The organism is Microbacterium oxydans, from assembly GCF_900095745.1.
Taxonomy (GTDB): domain Bacteria; phylum Actinomycetota; class Actinomycetes; order Actinomycetales; family Microbacteriaceae; genus Microbacterium; species Microbacterium oxydans_B.
This window is the reverse complement of record NZ_FMIR01000019.1, coordinates 537,622-559,357: the sequence shown is the minus strand read 5'-3', so window position 1 is coordinate 559,357 and position 21,736 is coordinate 537,622. Positions and strand designations below refer to the sequence as shown.

The 21,736-nt window shown below is 67.4% G+C and carries 20 protein-coding genes and 2 tRNA genes; 20 read left to right on the top strand and 2 right to left on the bottom strand.

Annotated features, from left to right (window positions below; genetic code table 11):
• The first annotated feature begins 3 nt into the window (after positions 1–3).
• The 11 genes from uvrA to BQ2383_RS18185 all read left to right on the top strand — a co-directional run bounded on the left by uvrA (position 4) and on the right by BQ2383_RS18185 (position 12,131).
• Positions 4–2,892 carry an excinuclease ABC subunit UvrA gene (gene uvrA, locus BQ2383_RS18235; RefSeq protein ID WP_091037170.1) on the top strand — a complete coding sequence of 963 codons (2,889 nt, stop codon included), beginning with the start codon at positions 4–6 and terminating at the stop codon, positions 2,890–2,892.
• Positions 2,892–4,796 carry an excinuclease ABC subunit UvrC gene (uvrC, locus tag BQ2383_RS18230; protein ID WP_091037168.1) on the top strand — a complete coding sequence of 635 codons (1,905 nt, stop codon included), beginning with the start codon at positions 2,892–2,894 and terminating at the stop codon, positions 4,794–4,796. Before uvrA ends, uvrC begins: the two co-directional genes overlap by 1 nt.
• 34 nt (positions 4,797–4,830) lie before the next feature.
• Positions 4,831–5,703: an RNase adapter RapZ gene (rapZ, locus tag BQ2383_RS18225; protein ID WP_091037165.1), complete on the top strand. Its 873-nt coding sequence runs from the start codon at positions 4,831–4,833 to the stop codon at positions 5,701–5,703.
• Between the two features lie 67 nt (positions 5,704–5,770).
• Entirely contained in the window at positions 5,771–6,748 is a 978-nt protein-coding gene (gene whiA, locus BQ2383_RS18220) for a DNA-binding protein WhiA (protein WP_017202788.1), read from the top strand.
• Positions 6,749–6,760: 12 nt separating this feature from the next.
• The gene (locus BQ2383_RS18215) at positions 6,761–7,531 is read left to right on the top strand and encodes a hypothetical protein (protein WP_091037162.1); all 771 of its coding nucleotides are present in this window, start codon (positions 6,761–6,763) and stop codon (positions 7,529–7,531) included.
• A 157-nt stretch (positions 7,532–7,688) separates the two neighbouring features.
• Positions 7,689–8,315 (top strand): superoxide dismutase, encoded by a 627-nt coding sequence (locus BQ2383_RS18210; RefSeq protein WP_091037159.1) that lies wholly within the window; start codon positions 7,689–7,691, stop codon positions 8,313–8,315.
• A gap of 115 nt (positions 8,316–8,430) precedes the next feature.
• Entirely contained in the window at positions 8,431–9,441 is a 1,011-nt protein-coding gene (gap, locus tag BQ2383_RS18205) for a type I glyceraldehyde-3-phosphate dehydrogenase (RefSeq protein WP_091037157.1), read from the top strand.
• A gap of 10 nt (positions 9,442–9,451) precedes the next feature.
• Positions 9,452–10,666, top strand: coding sequence for a phosphoglycerate kinase (locus tag BQ2383_RS18200; RefSeq protein ID WP_091037155.1), 1,215 nt, complete (start codon positions 9,452–9,454; stop codon positions 10,664–10,666).
• The gene (gene tpiA / locus BQ2383_RS18195) at positions 10,657–11,448 is read left to right on the top strand and encodes a triose-phosphate isomerase (RefSeq protein WP_091037153.1); all 792 of its coding nucleotides are present in this window, start codon (positions 10,657–10,659) and stop codon (positions 11,446–11,448) included. The genes BQ2383_RS18200 and tpiA overlap by 10 nt, the downstream gene beginning before the upstream one ends.
• Before the next feature lie 81 nt (positions 11,449–11,529).
• Positions 11,530–11,778 carry a preprotein translocase subunit SecG gene (secG, locus tag BQ2383_RS18190; protein ID WP_029261623.1) on the top strand — a complete coding sequence of 83 codons (249 nt, stop codon included), beginning with the start codon at positions 11,530–11,532 and terminating at the stop codon, positions 11,776–11,778.
• Entirely contained in the window at positions 11,778–12,131 is a 354-nt protein-coding gene (locus BQ2383_RS18185; protein WP_091037150.1) for an RNA polymerase-binding protein RbpA, read from the top strand. The genes secG and BQ2383_RS18185 overlap by 1 nt, the downstream gene beginning before the upstream one ends.
• Positions 12,132–12,205: 74 nt before the next feature.
• On the opposite strand, the gene BQ2383_RS18180 is transcribed toward BQ2383_RS18185, so the two are convergent.
• The gene (locus BQ2383_RS18180; RefSeq protein WP_140403383.1) at positions 12,206–13,438 is read right to left on the bottom strand and encodes a hypothetical protein; all 1,233 of its coding nucleotides are present in this window, start codon (positions 13,436–13,438) and stop codon (positions 12,206–12,208) included.
• A 124-nt stretch (positions 13,439–13,562) separates the two neighbouring features.
• A tRNA-Gly gene (locus tag BQ2383_RS18175) sits at positions 13,563–13,633 on the bottom strand.
• Positions 13,634–13,756: 123 nt separating this feature from the next.
• On the opposite strand from BQ2383_RS18175, the gene BQ2383_RS18170 reads away from it, so the two are divergent.
• The 9 genes from BQ2383_RS18170 (at position 13,757) to BQ2383_RS18130 (ending at position 21,670) form a co-directional block, all read left to right on the top strand.
• Positions 13,757–13,830: transfer RNA gene (locus BQ2383_RS18170), tRNA-Pro, on the top strand.
• A 62-nt stretch (positions 13,831–13,892) separates the two neighbouring features.
• Positions 13,893–15,371, top strand: a complete 1,479-nt coding sequence (gene tig, locus BQ2383_RS18165; protein ID WP_091037145.1) for a trigger factor — start codon at positions 13,893–13,895, stop codon at positions 15,369–15,371.
• 72 nt (positions 15,372–15,443) lie between these two features.
• Positions 15,444–15,938, top strand: a complete 495-nt coding sequence (locus BQ2383_RS18160) for a tetratricopeptide repeat protein (protein ID WP_091037143.1) — start codon at positions 15,444–15,446, stop codon at positions 15,936–15,938.
• A gap of 81 nt (positions 15,939–16,019) precedes the next feature.
• On the top strand, positions 16,020–16,616 hold the full coding sequence (locus tag BQ2383_RS18155) for an ATP-dependent Clp protease proteolytic subunit (RefSeq protein WP_017830295.1): 597 nt from the start codon (positions 16,020–16,022) through the stop codon (positions 16,614–16,616).
• Between the two features lie 20 nt (positions 16,617–16,636).
• Positions 16,637–17,278: an ATP-dependent Clp protease proteolytic subunit gene (locus tag BQ2383_RS18150; RefSeq protein ID WP_029261627.1), complete on the top strand. Its 642-nt coding sequence runs from the start codon at positions 16,637–16,639 to the stop codon at positions 17,276–17,278.
• A gap of 154 nt (positions 17,279–17,432) precedes the next feature.
• On the top strand, positions 17,433–18,368 hold the full coding sequence (locus BQ2383_RS18145) for a sugar-binding transcriptional regulator (RefSeq protein WP_244176048.1): 936 nt from the start codon (positions 17,433–17,435) through the stop codon (positions 18,366–18,368).
• Positions 18,365–19,366, top strand: a complete 1,002-nt coding sequence (gene deoC / locus BQ2383_RS18140) for a deoxyribose-phosphate aldolase (protein ID WP_091037140.1) — start codon at positions 18,365–18,367, stop codon at positions 19,364–19,366. The genes BQ2383_RS18145 and deoC overlap by 4 nt, the downstream gene beginning before the upstream one ends.
• A gap of 13 nt (positions 19,367–19,379) precedes the next feature.
• On the top strand, positions 19,380–20,822 hold the full coding sequence (locus BQ2383_RS18135; protein WP_091037138.1) for an aldehyde dehydrogenase family protein: 1,443 nt from the start codon (positions 19,380–19,382) through the stop codon (positions 20,820–20,822).
• Positions 20,819–21,670 (top strand): aldehyde dehydrogenase family protein, encoded by an 852-nt coding sequence (locus BQ2383_RS18130; protein WP_091037135.1) that lies wholly within the window; start codon positions 20,819–20,821, stop codon positions 21,668–21,670. Before BQ2383_RS18135 ends, BQ2383_RS18130 begins: the two co-directional genes overlap by 4 nt.
• Positions 21,671–21,736 lie beyond the last annotated feature (66 nt).

The window sequence follows — 21,736 nt, the reverse complement described above, 5'->3', positions numbered from 1 at the left end:
TCGGTGCCCATCGTCCCCGTTGCTTCCTCAGGAAAACTCAGTGTCCGCGGTGCCCGCGTCCACAATCTCAAGAACGTCGACATCGACATCCCGCGCGACTCACTGGTCGTGTTCACCGGCTTGTCCGGGTCGGGCAAGTCGAGTCTCGCGTTCGACACGATCTTCGCCGAAGGGCAGCGTCGCTACGTCGAATCGCTGAGCGCGTACGCGCGCCAGTTCCTCGGGCAGGTCGACCGCCCCGACGTCGACTTCATCGAGGGTCTCAGCCCCGCGGTCTCCATCGACCAGAAGTCGACCAACCGCAACCCTCGGTCGACCGTCGGCACCATCACCGAGATCTACGACTACATGCGTCTGCTCTGGGCGCGAATCGGCATCCCGCACTGTCCCGAATGCGGGGAGCGCATCCAGCGTCAGACGGTGCAGCAGATCGCCGATCAGCTCATGGAGCTTCCGGAGCGCACCCGATACCAGGTCGTCGCACCGATCGTCTCGCAGAAGAAGGGCGAGTTCGTCGACCTGTTCCGCGAACTGGGTGCGAAGGGCTACTCGCGTGCCATCGTCGACGGAGATCTCGTCCAACTCGCCGAGCCGCCGACGCTCAAGAAGAGCTACAAGCACGACATCGCGGTGGTCGTCGACCGCCTCGTGGCGTCTGATGACATCCTCGGCCGCGTGACCGATTCGGTCGAGACCGCGCTGGGTCTCGCCGGCGGAGTGGTGCAGATCAACTACGTCGACGGCGAGGGCGACGACGCGTGGCAGACGTTCTCAGAGAAACTCGCTTGCCCGAACGGGCACGCGCTCACGCTCACCGAGATCGAGCCCCGCACGTTCTCGTTCAACGCGCCGTTCGGTGCGTGCCCGGCTTGCTCCGGGCTCGGCACCCGCATGTCGGTCGACGTCGACCTGATGCTGGGCGACGAAGATCTCTCGATCCGTGAGGGCGTCATCATCCCCTGGACCACCCAGGGCAAGGGCCTCTTCCAGTACTACGAGCGCCTGCTCGAGGGACTCTCCCGCGATCTGGACTTCTCGCTGGACACCCCGTGGCGCAAGCTGCACTCCGATGTGCAGAACGCGATCCTGCGCGGCGAGAACTACAAGGTGACCGTCAAGTGGAAGAACCGCTACGGACGCGAGATGCGCTACGCCTCCGGCTTCGAGGGCGTCGTCCCCTACATCGAGCGGCAGTACCTGCAGGCGGAGTCCGACAACCAGCGCAGCCGGTGGGGCGAGTACCTCCGCGAAGTGCCGTGCCCGGTCTGCGACGGCAACCGCCTCAAGCCCGAGGTGCTCGCCGTACAGGTGCACGGTCACTCCATCGCCGAGGTCTCGCACCTCAGCCTCGCCGACGCCCGCGGGTTCATGGAGACCCTCACCCTCACCGACCGTGAGGCGAAGATCGCCGCTCAGGTGCTGCGCGAGATCCGTCTGCGTCTCGACTTCCTGCTCCAGGTCGGACTCTCCTACCTCAACCTCAGCCGCTCGGCCGGATCCCTGTCCGGTGGAGAGGCGCAGCGCATCCGCCTGGCCACGCAGATCGGCTCCGGCCTCACCGGGGTGCTCTACGTGCTCGACGAGCCGTCGATCGGACTCCACCAGCGTGACAACCGACGCCTCATCGACACCCTGCTGAAGCTGCGCGACCTCGGCAACACGCTCATCGTCGTCGAGCACGACGAGGAGACGATCGAAGCGGCCGACTGGGTGGTCGACATCGGTCCCGGCGCCGGCGTCAACGGCGGCGAGGTGGTGCACTCGGGTCCGTATTCGGCACTGCTCGAGGACAGCGACTCGATGACGGGGGAGTATCTCTCGGGTCGCCGTGAGATCCCCATGCCGACGAAGCGCCGCAAGATCGAAAAGAAGCGGATGCTGAGCGTCGTGGGCGCTCGGGCCAACAACCTCCGCAACGTCACAGCCGACTTCCCGCTGGGTGTGCTCACGGCCGTCACCGGTGTCAGCGGCTCCGGCAAGTCCTCGCTCGTGAACGACATCCTGTACCAGGTGCTCGCGTCGCGGCTGAACGGTGCTCGCACGGTCCCCGGCAAGCACACGCGCGTGACCGGACTCGACAACCTCGACAAGGTCGTCCACGTCGACCAGGCGCCGATCGGCCGCACCCCGCGGTCGAACCCCGCCACATACACGGGCGTGTTCGATCGCATCCGCACACTCTTCAGCGAGACGCCGGAGGCGAAGGTCCGCGGCTATCAGCCCGGTCGCTTCAGCTTCAACGTCAAGGGTGGCCGTTGCGAGGCGTGCTCCGGTGACGGCACGATCAAGATCGAGATGAACTTCCTGCCCGACGTGTACGTCGACTGCGAGGTCTGCCACGGCAAGCGGTACAACCGTGACACGCTGGCCGTGCACTACAAGGGCAAGAACATCGCCGAGGTGCTCGAGATGCCGATCGAAGAGGCGGCCGACTTCTTCGAGCCGATCCAGGCGATCCACCGTTACATGAAGACGCTCGTCGACGTTGGGCTCGGCTACGTCCGACTCGGACAGTCGGCGACGACGCTCTCGGGTGGGGAGGCGCAGCGCGTCAAGCTCGCCACCGAGCTCCAGCGCCGCAGCAACGGACGCAGCATCTACGTGCTCGACGAGCCGACGACGGGTCTGCATTTCGAAGATGTCCGCAAGCTCCTCGAGGTGCTGAACGGACTGGTCGATAAGGGCAACACTGTGATCGTCATCGAGCACAACCTCGATGTGATCAAGTCGGCCGACTGGGTGATCGATCTCGGCCCCGAGGGCGGTTCCGGCGGTGGCCAGATCGTCGCCACGGGCACCCCGGAGCAGATCGCACGCGTCGAGGCGAGCCACACCGGCCTGTTCCTCGGCGAGATCCTGGGTGAGGGGCGCTCCGCGCGGAAGGCCAGCTGATGGCCGACGTGCTGCCGTACAAGCCGCGGCCGGGGGAGATACCGACCGATCCCGGCGTGTATCGCTTCCGTGATGCGTCCGGCCGGGTGCTGTATGTCGGCAAGGCGAAGAACCTGCGTCAGCGCCTGTCGAACTACTTCGCCCCGCTGCGGACGCTCCACGAGCGCACCCGGCGCATGGTCACGACGGCGGCATCCGTCGAGTGGACGGTCGTGTCGACGGACGTCGACTCGCTGCAGCTGGAATACATGTGGATCAAGGAGTTCGATCCGCCGTTCAACGTGCGCTACAAGGACGACAAGTCGTATCCCTTCATGGCGGTGACGCTCGCCGACGAAGCGCCCAGGGTGATCGTCACGCGCAATCGCAAGATCCCCGGTGCGCGGTACTTCGGTCCGTTCCCGAAGGTGTGGGCGGTGCACGAGACCATCGATCTGATGATCAAGGCGTTCCCGATCCGCACCTGCAGCGACTCCAGCTACAAACGTGCGATGCAGACCGGCAGGCCCTGTTTCCCGGGGCAGATCGGCAAGTGCGGTGGTCCCTGCTCGATGACGGTGAGCATCGAGGAGCACCGGGCCATGGTCGATGACTTCGTGGCGTTCATGGCCGGCGGTGATGAGCGCTTCACCCGCGAGCTCACCAAACGGATGCTGGCTGCTTCGGCGGCGATGGACTACGAGGCGGCGGCGAAGTACCGGGACAAGCTCACGGCGATCGAAGCGGTGCTGGGTAAGAGCGCACTCGTGCTCCCCTCCGACGAGGACGCCGATCTCTTCGGGATCGCCGAGGACGAGCTGGCGGCGGCGGTGCAGCACTTCGTGATCCGCGGCGGCCGGGTGCGCGGTGTGCGTGCGCTGACCATCGAGAAGGAGATCGACATCTCGAGTGGCGATCTCGTCGAACAGGTCCTGCAGCAGGCGTACGGCGAGGCGCAGGACGTCCCTCGCCGCATCCTGGTCCCGACACTGCCCGACGACGCTGCCGAGCTCGAGGTGTGGCTGCGCGAGCGTCGTGGCAAGAAGGTCGAGATCGCGGTCGCGCAGCGCGGCCAGCGGGCCGACCTCATGCGCACCGCGACGCTGAACGCGCAGCAGGCGCTGATCCGCTACAAGACCCGTCGCACGAGCGACTACGTCGCCCGCACACAGGCCCTCACAGACCTGCAGGAGGCGCTCGGGATGTCCGAGGCCCCGCTGCGCATCGAATGCTTCGACATCTCGCATCTCGGCGGCACGAACGTCGTGGCGTCGATGGTGGTGTTCGAAGACGGTCTTCCTCGCAAGGACCAGTACCGCTCGTTCAACATCGCCGAGACGACGGATGACACCGACTCCATGTACCAGGTGCTTCGTCGTCGGCTCGCCTACCTCGATCGTCCCGAGGAACCGGAGGTCATCGATCCGACGACCGAGGCGGTCGTCGCAGAAGATCTGGGTGAGGCGACGGTGCGCCGCAAGCCACGGTTCGCCTACCCGCCGCAGCTGCTGCTCGTCGACGGTGGGCAACCGCAGGTGGAAGCGGCGGCCCGTGCCCTCCGCGATGCCGGGCACCCGGAGATCGCGGTGTGCGGAATCGCGAAGCGCCTGGAGGAGGTCTGGCTCCCCGGCGACGACTTCCCGGTGATCCTGCCGCGCACCAGCGAGGCGCTCTATCTGCTGCAGCGTCTTCGTGATGAGGCGCACCGCTTCGCGATCACGCACCAGCGCAAGCGGCGGCGCAACGACATCTCCTCCGTGCTCGCCGAGGTGCCGGGGCTCGGCGCATCCCGCATCAAGGTCCTGCTCAAGCACTTCGGCTCGGTGGCCGCGCTGCGCGCGGCTGAACCAGGACAGATCGAAGAAGTGCAGGGAATCGGGCCGGTGCTCGCCCAGAACATCCATTCGCACCTGTCCACTCGCTAGGCTGGAGGCCGAGGGGGAGAGGGAGCACTGAGCAATGTCTGACGAGGAAAAGGGCGAGTTCCTCATCGTCACGGGAATGTCCGGCGCGGGCCGGACCACGGTGGCGAACGCGCTGGAGGATCTCGGCTGGTACGTCGTCGACAACCTCCCGCCCCAGATCCTCCGGCCGCTGCTGGATCTGACCGATATGGGCGGCAATGCGCTTCCCAAGGTGGCCGCCGTGGTCGATGTCCGAGGCCGCAACCTCTTCGACGATTTCCCCGGGGTCGCGCGAGCTCTCCGCTCTCGCGGGTCCGTCCGTGTCCTGTTCCTCGACGCCTCCGACGACGTCCTCGTGCGGCGCTTCGAGTCCGTCCGGCGACCGCATCCGCTCCAGGGGGATGGGACGCTCCTCGACGGGATCCGCATCGAGCGCACCCGGCTCGCACCGATCCGCGAGGCAGCGGACCTGGTCATCGACACCTCGAGACTCAACATCCATCAACTGGCGACACAGGTGTCGGACATCTTCTCGGAGGAGGGCGCGGCGCGTCACCGGGTGACGCTCCTCAGCTTCGGATTCAAGTACGGCCTGCCGACCGACGTCGACATCGTCGCCGACATGAGGTTCCTGCCCAACCCGTTCTGGAACGAAGAACTCCGCGGCCTGACCGGCCAGGACGAGACGGTCCGTGAGTACGTCCTCTCGCGGCCGGGTGCGATGGAGTTCCTGGACGCCTACTCGACGGCCCTCGTGCCTGTCCTCGAGGGGTATCAGCGCGAGAACAAGAGCCACTCCACGATCGCGATCGGCTGCACGGGCGGAAAACACCGTTCGGTCGCGATGTCGGAGGAGCTCGCGCGCAGGCTGTCCGCGATCCCCGGCGTCGCCGTCAACGTCCGCCACCGAGACCTCGGCCGAGAATAGCGGTCCGCCCGGCCGAGTAAGCTGGACGTTTGCGCCGCGACCCGGCGCGTGAACGTGAAGGAGTGTCGTGGCACTAACCACCGACGTCAAGGCCGAGCTGGTCAGCATCCGCAATGCACCCCCGACGGTGCGAGTTGCGGAAGTCACCGCGATCCTCCGGTTCGCCGGTGGTCTGCATTCCATCGCCGGCCGTGTGGCCGTGGAGGCCGAGGTGGACGCCGAGACGCTCGCGCGCCGCGTCGCACGTGACCTCGCCGAGATCTATGGCGTGCGTCCCGAGATCGCGCAGGTGCAGTCGAGCACCGCGAACGATGGTGCCCGGTGGGCCGTGCGGGTGATCGCCCAGGGCGAGACGCTCGCCCGTCAGACGGGGCTCCTCGACCAGCGGCGGCGCCCCGTGCGGGGGCTCCCGAACCGCCTCACGACCGGCTCTCGGGCCGAGGTCGCCGGCCTGTGGCGTGGCGCGTTCCTCGCCGCGGGCACGCTGAGCGAGCCGGGCCGTTCGGCCATGCTCGAGGTCGTCTGCCCGTCGTCGGAAGCGGCGATGGCTCTCGTCGGTGCAGCGCACCGGCTCGGCGTGGCCGCCAAGGCGCGCGAGGTCCGCGGCATGCCGCGCGTCGTCGTGCGCGAAGGTGAGGCGATCCGCACCATCCTCAACGAGATGGGCGCGCAGAAGACCGCCATCGCGTGGGAAGAACTCCGTCAGCGCCGCGAGGTCCGGGCCGGGGTCAACCGCCTCGTGAACTTCGACGACGCGAACCTGCGCCGTTCGGCGCAGGCTGCTGTCGCCGCTTGTGCCCGTGTGGAGCGCGCGCTCGAGATCCTGGCCGACGAGGTGCCCGATCATCTGAAGGTCGCCGGAGAGCTGCGTCTGGCTCACCGGGACGCCAGCCTCGACGAGCTCGGCCATCACGCCGACCCGCCGCTGACGAAGGATGCCGTTGCCGGACGCATCCGCCGTCTGCTGGCGATGGCCGACAAGCGCGCTCAGCAGGAGGGCATTCCGGGTACCGAGGCCGCCGTGCCCGTGGGACTCGACGTCTGAGAGACTCGCCGTATGAGTGTCTTCGACTGGCGTAGCGCAGAATTCGGTGAGGCGACGGTCGGGACGCCGTTCGCGGAGGCGATCCGCGATGCGGTCATCGTGCTCGGCGTCGCTCCCACGATCGCCGAGGGGCCTTTCGTCCGCTGGTACGACGGTGCGCGGCTCGTTACCGTGCGTCCCTCGGGCAGCGGCGGCGCGCACATCCTCGTCGAGCAGGCGGATGCGGCGGCCGACGAGGAGTATCGGAACTTCGAGTCGCTGCCCGACTCCGCTCTTCCCTACCGGTGGCGCGCGGATGACATCGCCCTCCTCCCGAACGGGAGCTATCTGCCGGGGGAGCGGTCCGTCGAGGACTTCGATGCCCTGGCTCCCGTCCTGACCCAGACGCTCGTCTCGCTGTACGAGGCGACGGCGGCGCTGGGGGATGGGCGGTCGGAGGCGCAACTGCACGTCTGGTATGCCGACCCGGCGCATGACGCCCTCGCCAGGGCCGAACGGTGGGCGGCGCGTCGCAAGACCTCGCTGACCATCGCGTTCAAGGCGGGAGCGGGAAACATCCATGTGATGCCGGTGGGCGGAAAGGCGCTCGCAGAGCGGATCTCGTTCCCCGCCACCACCCCGAACGCGTCGACCGCGGCGGACGCCCTCCTGGAGCAGATCGTGGCCACGGGGGCGCCGACTCCGGCGGCACTGCGACAGGACTCCCTGATGTACGTCGACCGTCGCAAGCTCGCGCTCAGCCCATTCGCTCTCGGCATCCCGCACCTGGGGCTGAACGTCTGATCCGACCGCGATCGGTCCGAACCGTCATATGGCGGAAGGTTCCGGGGCGCACCCGCGTTGTCGTCAGTAGGATGAAAGTTGTCCGCTCTACGCCGCACATCGGCGGCGCGGAGGATCGGCAAGCGCCGCGGCGCGGCGCGGATTGGATGAAAGCGATATGGCGACCTACACGCTCCCCGACCTTCCCTACGACTTCGCAGCCCTCGAGCCGCACATCAGCGGCAAGATCATGGAACTGCACCATGACAAGCACCACGCGACCTACGTCGCGGGCGCGAACACCGCGCTCGACCAGCTCGCCGAGGCCCGCGAGAGCGGCAACCTCGCGAACGTCAACAAGCTCGAGAAGGACCTCGCCTTCAACCTCGGCGGCCACGTCAACCACTCGATCTTCTGGACGAACCTCTCGCCGAACGGCGGAGGCCAGCCCGAGGGCGAGCTGAAGGCGGCCATCGACGAGTACTTCGGCTCGTTCGAGAAGTTCCAGGCGCACTTCACTGCAGCGGCGACCGGCATCCAGGGCTCCGGCTGGGCCGTGCTCAGCTGGGACTCGATCGGCTCGCGCCTGATCATCCAGCAGCTGTTCGACCAGCAGTCGAACACGGCGCAGGGCACGATCCCGCTCTTCCAGCTCGACATGTGGGAGCACGCGTTCTACCTCGACTACCTCAACGTCAAGGCCGACTACGTCAAGGCCGCGTGGAACATCGCGAACTGGGAGAACGTCGCCCAGCGCCTCGACGTCGCCCGCAAGCAGACGAACGGCCTGCTGGTACTGTCGTAATCGGGTCGCGTCCCGACGGGCTCCGGCTCGTCGGGACGCCCTCTCAGCCAAAAAACCCCGCGCTTCACTCATGCTGGAAAGCTGTGTGCAGCGCACGAGAAACAGGGAGACCTGAGTGTCTGTCAAGATCGGTATCAACGGCTTCGGCCGCATCGGACGCAACTACTTCCGCGCGGCTCTCGCGCAGGGAGCGGACCTTGAGATCGTCGCCGTCAACGACCTCACCGACAACAAGACCCTGGCGCACCTGCTGAAGTACGACTCGGTGGGCGGCGTCCTCGACGCCGACATCAGCTACGACGACGAGAGCATCACGGTCAACGGCAAGGTCATCAAGGCCTTCGCCGAGCGCGACCCCGCAGGCCTCCCCTGGGGCGAGCTGGGTGTCGACATCGTCATCGAGTCGACCGGCTTCTTCACCAAGGCCGAGCTCGCCAAGAAGCACATCGAGGCCGGCGCGAAGAAGGTCCTCATCTCGGCTCCGGGCACCGGTGTCGACGGCACGTTCGTCATGGGCGTGAACGAAGACACGTACAACCCGGAGACGGATCACATCATCTCCAACGCGTCCTGCACCACGAACTGCCTCGCGCCGCTGGCACAGGTCTTCAACGACGCGTTCGGCATCGACCGCGGCTTCATGATGACCGCGCACGCGTACACCGCCGACCAGAACCTGCAGGACGGCCCGCACAGCGACCTCCGTCGTGCCCGCGCTGCCGCGATCAACATCACCCCTGCTTCGACCGGAGCCGCCAAGGCCATCGGCGAGGTGCTCCCGGAGCTCCAGGGCAAGCTGAGCGGCTCGTCGTACCGCGTGCCGGTTCCCACCGGCTCGATCGTCGACCTCACCCTCATCACCGACCGCGAGAACCTCACGGTCGACGAGGTCAACGAGGCGTACAAGAAGGCTGCTGCCGATGGTCGCCTCGCCGGCTACCTGCAGTACAACGAGGACCCGATCGTCTCGAGCGACATCGTGCACAACCCGCACTCCTCGATCTTCGACTCGACGCTCACCAACGTGAGCGGCAACCTGATCAAGGTCTCGAGCTGGTACGACAACGAGTGGGGCTACTCCAACCGTCTCGTCGACCTGACCGAGTACGTGGCCGAGCGCCTCTAAGCTCAGAAACATGACTCTGCGCACCCTGGACACACTGGGGTCGCTCGAGGGCAAGCGCGTCATCGTCCGTTGTGATCTCAACGTCCCGCTCCGGGACGGGATCATCACGGACGATGGCCGTGTCCGCGCCTCGCTGCCGACCCTCAACGCACTCATCAACGCGGGCGCCCGCGTCGTCGTGTGCTCTCACCTCGGGCGGCCGGATGGCGCGCCCGACCCGCAATACAGCTTGGAGCCGGTGGCTCAGCGGCTGTCCGAGCTGCTCGGCGCTCCGGTCGCGTTCGCACGCGACACGGTCGGCGAGTCGGCGAAGGAGGCCGTGGCATCGCTCGAGGACGGCGGGGTCGTCGTCATCGAGAACCTGCGGTTCAACCCGGGCGAGACCGCGAAGGACGACGCCGCGCGCGGAGCCTTCGCGGCTGAGCTCGCCGAGCTCGGCGACGTGCTCGTCTCCGACGGGTTCGGAGTCGTGCATCGCAAGCAGGCGAGCGTCTACGAGCTCGCCGAACTGCTCCCGTCTGCGGCCGGTCTGCTGATCGCGGCCGAGCTCGACGTGCTCGACCGCCTGACCGAGAATCCCGAGCGCCCGTACGCGGTCGTGCTCGGCGGGTCGAAGGTCAGCGACAAGCTCGGCGTCATCTCGCATCTGCTGCCGCGCGTCGACAAGATTCTCGTCGGTGGCGGAATGCTCTTCACCTTCCTGAAGGCGCAGGGTCACGCTGTGGCTTCGAGCCTGCTGGAAGAGGATCAGCTCGAGACGGTCCGCGGATACATCGCGGAAGCGGCCGAACGTCGTGTGGAGCTCGTGCTCCCCACCGATGTCGTCGTCGCCGCATCGTTCGGTGCGGACGCCGCGCACGAAGTCGTCGCCGCAGACGCGATCGAGTCGACGCCGTTCGGTGCCTCCGGCATCGGGCTCGACATCGGTCCGGAGACGGCCGCGCACTTCGCCGAGGTCATCCGCGAGTCGAAGACCGTGTTCTGGAACGGCCCGATGGGCGTGTTCGAGTTCCCGGCGTTCGCGGCCGGCACGAAGACCGTGGCTCAGGCGCTCACCGAGCTCGACGGCCTCAGTGTCGTCGGCGGCGGCGATTCCGCCGCGGCTGTGCGTCAGCTCGGATTCAGCGACGACCAGTTCGGTCACATCTCGACCGGCGGCGGCGCGAGCCTCGAATTCCTCGAGGGCAAGAAACTACCTGGGCTGGAGGTCCTCGGATGGGCGTGAACTCCCGTACCCCGCTGATCGCGGGAAACTGGAAGATGAATCTCGACCACCTGCAGGCGGTCGCGTTCGTGCAGAAGCTGCACTGGACGTTGAAGGATGCCAAGCACGAAGACGGATCCGTCGAGGTGGCGGTCTTCCCGCCGTTCACCGACATCCGCAGCGTGCAGACGCTCATCGACGCGGACAAGATCCCGTTCGCGCTCGGTGCACAGGACGTGTCGGCACACGACTCCGGTGCGTACACCGGCGAGGTCTCCGGGGCTTTCCTGGCGAAGCTCGACGCGAAGTACGTCATCATCGGTCACTCGGAGCGTCGTGAGTACCACGCCGAGAGCGACGATGTCGTGGCGGCCAAGGTGCAGGCATCGCTCAAGCACGGTCTCGTGCCGGTGATCTGCGTCGGCGAGACCGCGGGTGACCTCGAGAAGTTCGGTGCCAGCGCCGTTCCGGTGTCCCAGCTCGAGGCCGCGCTTCAGGGCGTGTCCCCGAAGGCGGACATCGTCGTGGCGTACGAGCCCGTGTGGGCGATCGGCTCCGGCCAGGCCGCGACGCCGCAGCAGGCGCAGGATGTCTGCGCCGCTCTGCGTGCGGTCGTCGCGAAGGTTCTGGGCGACGAGGCCGCCGCGCGCACGCGCATCCTCTACGGCGGCTCGGTGAAGGCGGCGAACATCGCCAGCTTCATGCGTGAGCCCGACGTGGACGGCGCACTGGTCGGCGGGGCGAGCCTCGTCGTGGACGAATTCGCAGCGATCATCCGCTTCGAGAAGCACGTCGGAGTGTGAGTGCAGCGGGGCTGCGGCCCCGCTGCACCGTATACTTGACCGTTACGGGGGCGTTCCGGCCCCAGCGAAAGGCTCTTTCTCGTGGCAATTCTCGAGTTCGTCCTGCAGGTCGTGCTGGGCATCACCAGCGTTCTGCTGACCCTCCTCATCCTCCTCCACAAAGGTCGGGGCGGTGGACTGTCCGACATGTTTGGTGGAGGCATGACCTCTGCGGTCGGCTCCTCCGGTCTTGCGGAGCGGAACCTGAACCGCTTCACCGTCGTCCTGGCATTGACATGGTTCGTCGCCATCGTCGCGCTGGGCCTCATCACGAAATTCGAGGTCATCTGATGGCTACCGGTGGAAACGCCATCCGCGGCACCCGTGTGGGTTCCGGCCCGATGGGCGAACAGGATCACGGCTATCACGCCGACCGCATCGCCGTCTCGTACTGGGACGGGCTCGGCAACGAGACCGTGCGCTACTTCGCCGCAGGACTTCCCGAAGAAGAGATCCCCGAGACGATCGACCACCCGCAGTCGGGTCTCCCGGCCGGGCGCGACAAGGAGAACCCTCCTGCTCTCGCGAAGCCGGAGCCGTACAAGACGCACCTCGCGTATGTGAAGGAGCGTCGCACCGACGAGGAAGCCGTCCAGCTTCTCGACGACGCACTCACGCAGCTGCGCGAGCGTCGGGGACAGTGACCTCGAGCTGACATCGAAGAAGCCGCCGTGAGCGATCACGGCGGCTTCTTCCGTTCCCGGGTCTGCTTCGTGGCTCAGCGGCAGCCTGCGGCGGCGTCGACGTACTCCTGGGGCGGGTATCCGTAGGCCCAGACCCCGTTGGCATCGTCGGTGTATCCCATACTGATGGCCCACGCGGTGGCCCACTTCTCGATGCTGTCCTGCGTCGACGCGTCGTACATGTCCTCGCACTTCACGCTGATCGCGTGACCCACCTCGTGCGCGACGAGTGCCTTGCTCCGCTCCGCCGGCCACTGCTCGGCGACGGAGTCCGACAGCTCGATGTGGGCGCGGCCGGGGTCGTCCCACCACCACGTGGTGTACCCGCCCATGCTGCCGTTGTAACCCGCGCCGTTGACCACGGGGGACCAGTCGAACTCGAGGAGCACGCCGGGGGCAAGGGAGCGGGCGAAGGCCTCGATCTCCAGGCGAGCACCTCGCAACGGCCCCGACTTCTCCGCCATTTCTTCGGACTCCGTCGCGACGACCTGCGCGCCGGCGTCCTGCAGTGCGACATAGGTCGTCGCCGCGTCGTCGTCGATGGTGGTCGCTGCGAGCGCATCCGCAGCGGCGTTGCGGAGCGCGATCACGGCATCGTTGCGGGCTGAGGGATGTGCGGCCTCGAAAGCCGCGGCTGACTCGCCGGCGGAGGAGAGCACGGCCAGGCCGCTCTCCTGGACGGCATCCTCGGCCTCGACGGCGCTCTCGGACGCGGTTTCGAGGTCCTGCACCAGGTCGTCGAGCGAGCTCTCGTCCTCGACGAGCTCCGAAGAGGCTCCGAACAGCTCCCAGAACCAGATCGGCTTCGTCCCGGGGGACGGCAATGCGGTGGCGAGAAGCTTCTCCGCGGCAGCTCCGACTTCTTCGCCCTCGGCGATGGCGGTCGACAGCGCCGAGACGATGTCCTCCGGCACGGCGATCGGTGCGCTGCCGGCGTCTCGGATCACGTGACCGGCATCGGTCGCCCGGGCGAGCACGTCTCGGGTGTGAGCGGTCTCCGACGTGACCGCCGTCGCGGTTCGCAGTGTGTCGGCGAATCGGTCCGCGGCAGCGTCGTAGCCGAGGTTCGCGGTCAGCTGGGTGATGCCGAGGGCGGCGATCACCGCGGCGCCCCCGAGAACGCCGATGACGAGCCCCCGACGCGGGCGACGGCGAGCACGGGGCTTCGCGGTCGCGTATGGACTCGAGGAGAAGCGCACCGGCAGCTCGTGGGGGCCGCGTGTCGAAGGCGTCGAAGTCTCCAGGTCGGGCCGAAGCGGGGCGGTCACGTCGTGCCCATTCGATGGTGCCTTCCGGTCGGAGACTGCGTGGTCGGTGCTGTCAGCGTATTGGACCGACCGCCGAGCATGCGAGAAGGCCCCCACCGTATTCGATGAGGGCCTTCTGATCCGGAGGGGCTGACGGGAATCGAACCCGCATCATTAGTTTGGAAGACTAAGGCTTTACCACTAAGCTACAGCCCCGAATCCCCGCGGAATCTCGGGGTCGGGCCGGAGTCGTATCTCCGGACTCATCGATCATACCGGACAGTCGGGAGTGCTCTTGTCCGTTAGACTCGGTGGGGCTGAATCTGCGTGCGGATTCCCCGGGGCGTAGCTCAGCTTGGTAGAGCGCCCGCTTTGGGAGCGGGAGGTCGCAGGTTCAACTCCTGTCGCCCCGACACGGCCCCACGGACCTTACAGCCGCGATACCGCGCGGAAATCACAAGGAGAACACACCAGCATGGCGAACAGCACCGTCGAGAAGCTGACCCCGACCCGGGTCAAGCTCAGCATCACGGTCACCCCGGACGACCTCAAGCCCAGCATCGCTCACGCCTACGAGCACATCGCTCAGGACGTGCAGATCCCCGGCTTCCGCAAGGGCAAGGTCCCGGCGCCCATCATCGATCAGCGCATCGGCCGCGGTGCGGTCATCGAGCACGCGGTGAACGAGGGCCTGGACAAGTTCTTCCGTGACGCCACGGTCGAGCACAAGCTGCGCGTCGTCGGCCGTCCGGCCGCTGACATCACGCAGTGGCCGAACGAGAAGGACTTCTCCGGAGACCTGCTCGTCGACATCGAGGTGGACGTCCGCCCCGACATCGATCTGCCCGCTTACGACGACATCACCGTGACGGTCGACGCCGTCGAGGCCGACGAGGCCGCACTGGACGCCGAGCTCGACAACATGCGCGCGCGCTTCGGCACGCTCGTCCCCGTCGACCGTCCCGCAGCGAAGGGCGACTTCGTTGAACTCGACCTCGTCGCGACGATCGACGGCGCCGAGATCGACCGCGCCGAGGGTGTCTCCTACGAGATCGGCTCCGGCGAGCTGCTCGAGGGCATCGACGACGCGATCGAGTCGCTCACCGCCGGTGAGGACACCACGTTCCGCTCGGCTCTCGTGGGCGGCGACCACGCCGGCTCCGAGGCCGAGGTCTCCGTGAGCGTGAAGGCCGTCAAGGAGCGCGAGCTTCCCGAGGCCGACGACGACTTCGCGCAGATCGCGAGCGAGTTCGACACCATCGCGGAACTCCGCGAGAGCCTGGCCGAGCGCGTCGCACAGCAGGGTGTCTTCACGCAGGGTTCCGCCGCGCGCGACAAGCTCGTCGAGGCGCTGCTCGAGAAGATCGAGATCCCGGTTCCGCCGCAGCTCATCGAGGACGAGGTGCACAACCACCTCGAGGGCGAAGGCCGTCTCGAGGACGACGTGCACCGCGCCGAGGTCACCGAGGCGAGCGAGAAGCAGTTCCGTACGCAGGTGCTGCTCGACACGATCGCCGAGCAGGCCGACGTGCAGGTCTCGCAGGAAGAGCTCAGCCAGTACCTGATCCAGTCGGCCGCGCAGTACGGGATGGCTCCGCAGGAGTTCGTCGAGGCGCTGCAGTCCTCGAACCAGCTGCCCGCGCTCGTCGGTGAGGTCGCCCGCAACAAGGCCCTCGCCATCGCGCTCGGCAAGGTCAAGGTCGTCGACAGCAACGGCAAGGCCGTCGACCTCTCCGACTTCATCGTCACGGACGACGAGGCCGCCGAGGCAGAGACCGAAGCCGAGGAGAAGCCGGCCAAGAAGGCTCCCGCCAAGAAGGCGCCCGCGAAGAAGGCTCCGGCCAAGAAGGCCGACGCCGACGCTGCGGACGAGCCCGCCGAGAAGAAGCCGGCTGCCAAGAAGCCTGCCGCCAAGAAGGCTCCGGCCAAGAAGGCTGCCGACAAGGCTGAGTGATCGCAAACGATCCAATGAAGAGGGCGGATGCTGCGGCATCCGCCCTCTTTTCCATCCAGGGAGAGAGCAGCGATGAAGACGTGGGATGAGCGCATCGACGAGGTGTGGGACGACGCGACGGGCGAAGAGGTCGGCGACGACACCATCGCGCGGATCGACGCCCTGGCCGCCGAGCGCGGATCGGACGACGCACGCGCGGAGTTCGAACGTGCCGGCGCGCGGGACTCGGCGGGGAAGCCTGCCGAGGCGGTGGAACTGTACCGCCGGGCGCTCACATTGGGCCTCGACGATGAGCACCGTCCGCAGTGCGTGATCCAGCTGGCGAGCTCTTTGCGCAACCTGGGGGAGTACGACGAGGCTCTCACCGTGATCCGCGCCGAGGAGGAGCTGTCGGCGGACGGTCCTTATCGTGACGCCGTCGCGACGGTTCACGCGCTCATCCTCGCGAGCGCCGGGCGACCGGCGCAGGGGCTCTCGGTGGCACTGCTCGCCCTCGTGCCGCACCTCCCGCGGTACCACCGCTCGATGACGGCCTATGCCCACGAGATCGCCGGCACCGACACCTGATATGCCGACGGCGAACACGGCCTGAGCGCTGCGTTGTCGCCGGTAGATTCGAATCACTGAAACACGGAATCAGGAGCTGACATGGCTGCAGAACCCCTCCTCGCAACGAGCGTCTTCGACAGGTTGCTGAAGGACCGCATCATCTGGCTCGGCTCGGAGGTGCGAGACGAGAACGCGAACGAGATCTGCGCGAAGATCCTTCTTCTCGCCGCAGAGGACTCCGAGCGAGACATCTACCTCTACGTGAACTCGCCGGGTGGCTCGATCACCGCGGGTATGGCGATCTACGACACGATGCAGTTCGTGCCGAACGACATCGTCACCGTCGGCATCGGAATGGCCGCCTCGATGGGCCAGCTGCTGCTGACCGCGGGCACCAAGGGCAAGCGCTACATCACGCCCAACGCCCGAGTGCTGCTGCACCAGCCGCACGGTGGCTTCGGCGGTACGTCGAGTGACATCCAGACCCAGGCGCAGCTCATCATGTCGATGAAGAACCGCCTCGCCGAGATCACCGCGGCGCAGACCGGCAAGTCTGTCGAGCAGATCAACGCCGACGGTGACCGCGACCGCTGGTTCACCGCCGAGGAAGCGCTCGAGTACGGCTTCGTCGACCACATCCGCGAATCGGCCTCCGACGTCATCGGCGGCGGCGGAACCGACCAGGACACCGAGTAACGGAAAGCGAAAGGACGCTCATGTACACACCCACCTTCCGCGCTGCCGGTGATCTGCCCTCCAGCCGCTACGTGCTCCCGCAGTTCGAGGAGCGCACGGCCTACGGATTCAAGCGTCAGGACCCGTACAACAAGCTGTTCGAAGACCGCGTGATCTTCCTCGGCGTGCAGGTTGACGACGCGTCGGCCGACGACGTGATGGCGCAGCTCCTCGTCCTGGAGAGCCAGGACTCCGAGCGCGACATCACGATGTACATCAACTCGCCCGGCGGTTCCTTCACCGCGATGACCGCGATCTACGACACGATGCAGTACGTCGCGCCGCAGATCCAGACCGTCGTGCTCGGCCAGGCGGCATCCGCCGCGGCCGTGCTGCTCGCGGCCGGCGCGCCCGGCAAGCGTCTCGCGCTGCCGAACGCCCGAGTGCTGATCCACCAGCCCGCGATGGGCGAGGCCGGCCACGGCCAGGCTTCGGACATCGAGATCCAGGCCGCGGAGATCCTCCGCATGCGGACCTGGCTCGAGGAGACCCTGGCCGGGCACACCAAGCGCACCCCGGAGCAGGTGAACCGCGACATCGATCGCGACAACATCCTCTCCGCCGCGCAGGCGCTGGAGTACGGCATCGTCGACCAGGTGCTCACCACCCGCAAGCGGGTCTGAGGCCTTCCGATCCTGAAGGGGCGTCCGTCATCATGACGGGCGCCCCTTCGTCGTCTCCGGCGAATGTGCACGCGCTCGGCGCATAGTGCGCATATGAGCATGTGGATGCGCGAACGCGGATTCCGGCATACTCTGGGTAAGGAAGGAGGAAGCCGTGGAAGAAGATCTGCTCATGGTTCGCGTCGCCGAGCTCTACTACGACGAGGACAAGACTCAGGACGAGATCGGCGGACTCCTCAAGATCTCCCGCTGGAAGGTCGGCCGGCTTCTGGTGCAGGCCAAGGAACGCGGCATCGTGCGCATCGAGATCGTGCACCCGCGTGCTCGCCGACTCGGTCTGGAGCGGCTCCTGGTGGAGCGGTTCGGCCTCACCGATGCCGTCGTCGTTCCCGCGCCCGAGGGCGATGACGGGACGCTCGAACGCGTAGCCCAGGCTGCCGCCGACTTCCTGACCGCGCTGCGACCTGTTCCGCGCACGCTCGGGGTGAGCTGGGGACGCACGCTCCGTGCCGTCGCCGAGGCGCTTCCCGACGGATGGGCCAACGGCGTCACCGTCGTGCAGCTCAACGGCGGCGTCAGCCTGAACCGCCGATCCGGCGGTGCGGCCGGCCTCGCCGTCACGATCGCCCAGCGCGCCTCCGGCCAGGTGTCGCTGCTGCCGAGCCCGGCGATCCTCGAGCGCGTGGAGACCAAACAGGCCATCGAGTCCGACCGCACGGTGGCGGCGGTTCTCGAAGAAGCCGCCGAGGCGCAGGCGTTCCTGTTCACCGCTGGACCCTGCGATGCTTCGTCCGCCCATGTCGAGAACGGCTACCTCACGGGCGAGGAGGTCGAGGAGCTCGCGCGCAGGGGAGCCGTCGGCGACGTTCTGGGCCGATACGTCGACGCCGAGGGCAACATCGTCGACTCGCAACTCGATGCGCGAACGGTGGGCGTCTCGCTCGACCGGCTGCGCGGAGCCGACCACGCGATCTTCGTCACGGCGGGACCTGCCAAGCACGACATCGCACGCACGGTCGTGACCAGCGGCCTGTGCGGCGTACTGGTGACCGATGAGACCACAGCACGAGCATTGTTGGAGGAACAGTGACCACCACAGAAATCAGCCGCAGAGCGGCGGTGGATGTCCTCGGCGGAGAGCCGGACGACGCCACCCTCCGTCGCTTCCTGCACGGGCTTCCGGGCGTCGACGCGGTCGGCCTGGAGCAGCGCGCTGCCGGGCTCGGCACGCGCTCGATCAAGACCACGTCGAAGGCGTGGGCCCTCGACACGATCATCAAGCTGATCGACCTCACCACGCTCGAGGGTGCGGACACCCCCGGCAAAGTGCGCTCGCTCGTCGCGAAGGCGAAGACCCCGGACGCCGCCGATCCGTCGACCCCTCGGGTCGCGGCCGTGTGCGTGTATGGCGACATGGTGGGGGACGCGGTCACGGCACTCGGCGGCATGCACGGCGACCCCGACGACGGCCTGATCTCGGTCGCCGCCGTGGCGACGGCGTTCCCGAGCGGCCGCGCATCACTCGCGATCAAGCTCGCCGACACCGCCGAGGCAGTCGCTGCGGGCGCCGACGAGATCGACATGGTGATCGATCGCGGAGCGTTCCTCTCCGGCCGCTACGGCCTCGTGTTCGACCAGATCGCGCAGGTGAAGGAGGCGTGCCGCCGCGAAGACGGCTCGTACGCCTCGCTCAAGGTGATCCTCGAGACCGGCGAGCTGAACACCTACGACAACATCAAGCGGGCGTCCTGGCTCGGCATCCTGGCCGGAGGCGACTTCATCAAGACGTCGACCGGCAAGGTGCAGCCGGCGGCGACTCTGCCGACGACGCTCCTGATGCTCGAGACGGTGCGCGACTGGTACCGCGGCACGGGCGAGAAGATCGGTGTGAAGCCTGCCGGCGGCATCCGCTCGTCCAAGGACGCGGTCAAGTACCTCGTCACCGTCGCAGAGACCGTGGGGGAGGAGTGGCTGCAGCCGCACCTGTTCCGCTTCGGTGCGTCCAGCCTTCTCAACGATGTGCTCCTGCAGCGTCAGAAGCTCAGCTCCGGCCACTACTCGGGCCCCGACTACGTCACGATCGACTGACGGGAAGACGAACATGTCATTTCTGGAATACGCTCCGGCACCGGAGTCCACTGCGGTCCTGAACCTGAAGAGCAGCTACGGGCTGTTCATCGACGGCGAGTTCGTCGACGGGTCCGGCACGCCCTTCACCACCATCTCGCCGGCGACCGAGAAGCACATCGCGGAGATCGCCTCCGCGAGTGACGACGACGTGGACCGTGCGGTCAAGGCGGCGCGTCGCGCCTACGAGAAGACCTGGTCGCGGATGAGCGGTCGCGACCGCGGCAAGTACCTCTTCCGCATCGCCCGCCTCGTGCAGGAGCGTGCCCGTGAGCTCGCCGTCGCCGAGAGCCTCGACAACGGCAAGCCGATCAAGGAGAGCCGCGACGTCGACGTGCCGCTCGTCGCCTCCTGGTTCTTCTACTACGCGGGCTGGGCGGACAAGCTCGATCACGCCGGGCTCGGTGCGAACCCCCGCGCTCTCGGCGTCGCCGGACAGATCATCCCGTGGAACTTCCCGCTGCTCATGCTCGCGTGGAAGATCGCGCCCGCTCTCGCCGCGGGCAACACCGTCGTGCTCAAGCCCGCCGAGACCACGCCGCTGACGGCGCTGATCTTCGCCGAGATCCTGCAGCAGGCCGACCTTCCGGCCGGTGTCGTGAACATCGTCACCGGAGCGGGAGCCACGGGTTCGACGCTCGTGCGTCACCCCGATGTGGACAAGGTCGCCTTCACGGGTTCGACCGGTGTCGGTCGCGACATCGCGCGCGCCGTGGCCGGGACGAACAAGAAGGTGACCCTCGAGCTCGGCGGTAAGGCTGCGAACATCGTGTTCGACGACGCTCCGATCGACCAGGCCGTCGAGGGCATCGTCAACGGCATCTTCTTCAACCAGGGCCACGTCTGCTGCGCAGGGAGCCGCCTCCTGGTGCAGGAGTCGATCCATGACGAGGTCGTCGACCGGCTCAAGGCGCGCCTGTCGACGCTGCGCCTCGGCGACCCGCTCGACAAGAACACCGACATCGGTGCGATCAACTCCGCCGCCCAGCTCGCCCGCATCCGTGAGCTGAGTGACATCGGCGAGGCCGAGGGTGCGGAGCGCTGGACGGCCGACTGCGCGATCCCCGAGCAGGGGTTCTGGTTCGCTCCGACCATCTTCACCGGGGTCGAGGCGTCGCACCGCATCGCCCGTGACGAGGTCTTCGGTCCCGTGCTCTCGGTGCTCACCTTCCGCACACCGGCCGAGGCCGTGGCGAAGGCGAACAACACGCCCTACGGGCTCTCGGCGGGCATCTGGTCCGACAAGGGATCCCGCATCCTCGCGGTGGCCGACCGGCTGCGCGCCGGGGTGATCTGGGCCAACACCTTCAACCGCTTCGATCCGTCGAGCCCGTTCGGCGGTTACAAGGAGTCCGGATACGGCCGCGAGGGCGGACGTCAGGGCCTCACCGCCTACCTCAAGGGAGCCGCAGCATGAGCAAGCGTCTGACCGTTCCGAAGACATACAAGCTGGCGATCGGCGGCGCTTTCCCGCGCAGCGAGTCGGGCCGCACGTACGAGGTGCTCTCGCCCAAGGGCGCGTTCCTCGCCAACGCGGCGAAGGGTTCCCGCAAGGACGCCCGTGACGCGGTCGTGGCCGCGCGCGCGGCGGTCAAGGGCTGGTCCGGCGCGACCGCCTACAACCGCGGCCAGGTGCTCTACCGCGTGGCCGAGGTGCTCGAGGGGCGGCGCGCGCAGTTCATCGATGAGATCGTCGCCCAGCAGGGGATCTCGTCCTCCGCTGCGGCCACGCAGGTGGAGGAGGCCATCGATCTCTGGGTCTGGTACGCCGGGTGGTGCGACAAGTACGCGCAGGTCGCGGGTAACGCGAACCCGGTCTCGGGGCCGTACTTCAACATCTCCGTTCCGGAGCCGACGGGCGTCGTGGCGATCGTCGCGCCCCAGGACTCCGCGCTGCTGGGCCTGGTCTCGGTCGTCGCTCCGGCTCTCGTCGCGGGCAACACGGTCGTGGTGGTGGCCAGCGAACGGCATCCGCTCTCGGCCATCAGCCTCGCCGAGGTCCTGGCCACGAGCGACGTCCCCGGTGGCGTCGTCAACGTGCTCACCGGTTCGCCCGCGGAGATCGCTCCGTGGCTCGCCTCGCACCAGGATGTGAACGCCCTCGACCTCGCCGGTGCCGGCGACCTCGACTGGGTCGACATGCAGATCGCGGCCGCCGACACCCTGAAGCGCGTTCTCACGCCCGGTGAGGTCGTCGCCTCGCCCGAGCGGATCGGCGCCTTCACCGAGGTGAAGACGGTCTGGCACACGAAGAGCATGGTCTGACGCCCTCTGTCGATCTCGTGAGGGGTCGGGAATCGCCGCCCCGGAACCGGGGGTAGCGGCGGTTCC

Bases quoted from the DNA above. Each gene is read 5' to 3' on its own strand.
- uvrC (WP_091037168.1), top strand. From the start codon at position 2,892: ATGGCCGACGTGCTGCCGTACAAGCCGCGGCCGGGGGAGATACCGACC.
- rapZ (WP_091037165.1), top strand. From the start codon at position 4,831: ATGTCTGACGAGGAAAAGGGCGAGTTCCTCATCGTCACGGGAATGTCC.
- BQ2383_RS18215 (WP_091037162.1), top strand. From the start codon at position 6,761: ATGAGTGTCTTCGACTGGCGTAGCGCAGAATTCGGTGAGGCGACGGTC.
- BQ2383_RS18210 (WP_091037159.1), top strand. From the start codon at position 7,689: ATGGCGACCTACACGCTCCCCGACCTTCCCTACGACTTCGCAGCCCTC.
- BQ2383_RS18200 (WP_091037155.1), top strand. From the start codon at position 9,452: ATGACTCTGCGCACCCTGGACACACTGGGGTCGCTCGAGGGCAAGCGC.
- tpiA (WP_091037153.1), top strand. From the start codon at position 10,657: ATGGGCGTGAACTCCCGTACCCCGCTGATCGCGGGAAACTGGAAGATG.
- BQ2383_RS18185 (WP_091037150.1), top strand. From the start codon at position 11,778: ATGGCTACCGGTGGAAACGCCATCCGCGGCACCCGTGTGGGTTCCGGC.
- tig (WP_091037145.1), top strand. From the start codon at position 13,893: ATGGCGAACAGCACCGTCGAGAAGCTGACCCCGACCCGGGTCAAGCTC.
- BQ2383_RS18160 (WP_091037143.1), top strand. From the start codon at position 15,444: ATGAAGACGTGGGATGAGCGCATCGACGAGGTGTGGGACGACGCGACG.
- BQ2383_RS18155 (WP_017830295.1), top strand. From the start codon at position 16,020: ATGGCTGCAGAACCCCTCCTCGCAACGAGCGTCTTCGACAGGTTGCTG.
- BQ2383_RS18150 (WP_029261627.1), top strand. From the start codon at position 16,637: ATGTACACACCCACCTTCCGCGCTGCCGGTGATCTGCCCTCCAGCCGC.
- BQ2383_RS18135 (WP_091037138.1), top strand. From the start codon at position 19,380: ATGTCATTTCTGGAATACGCTCCGGCACCGGAGTCCACTGCGGTCCTG.
- BQ2383_RS18130 (WP_091037135.1), top strand. From the start codon at position 20,819: ATGAGCAAGCGTCTGACCGTTCCGAAGACATACAAGCTGGCGATCGGC.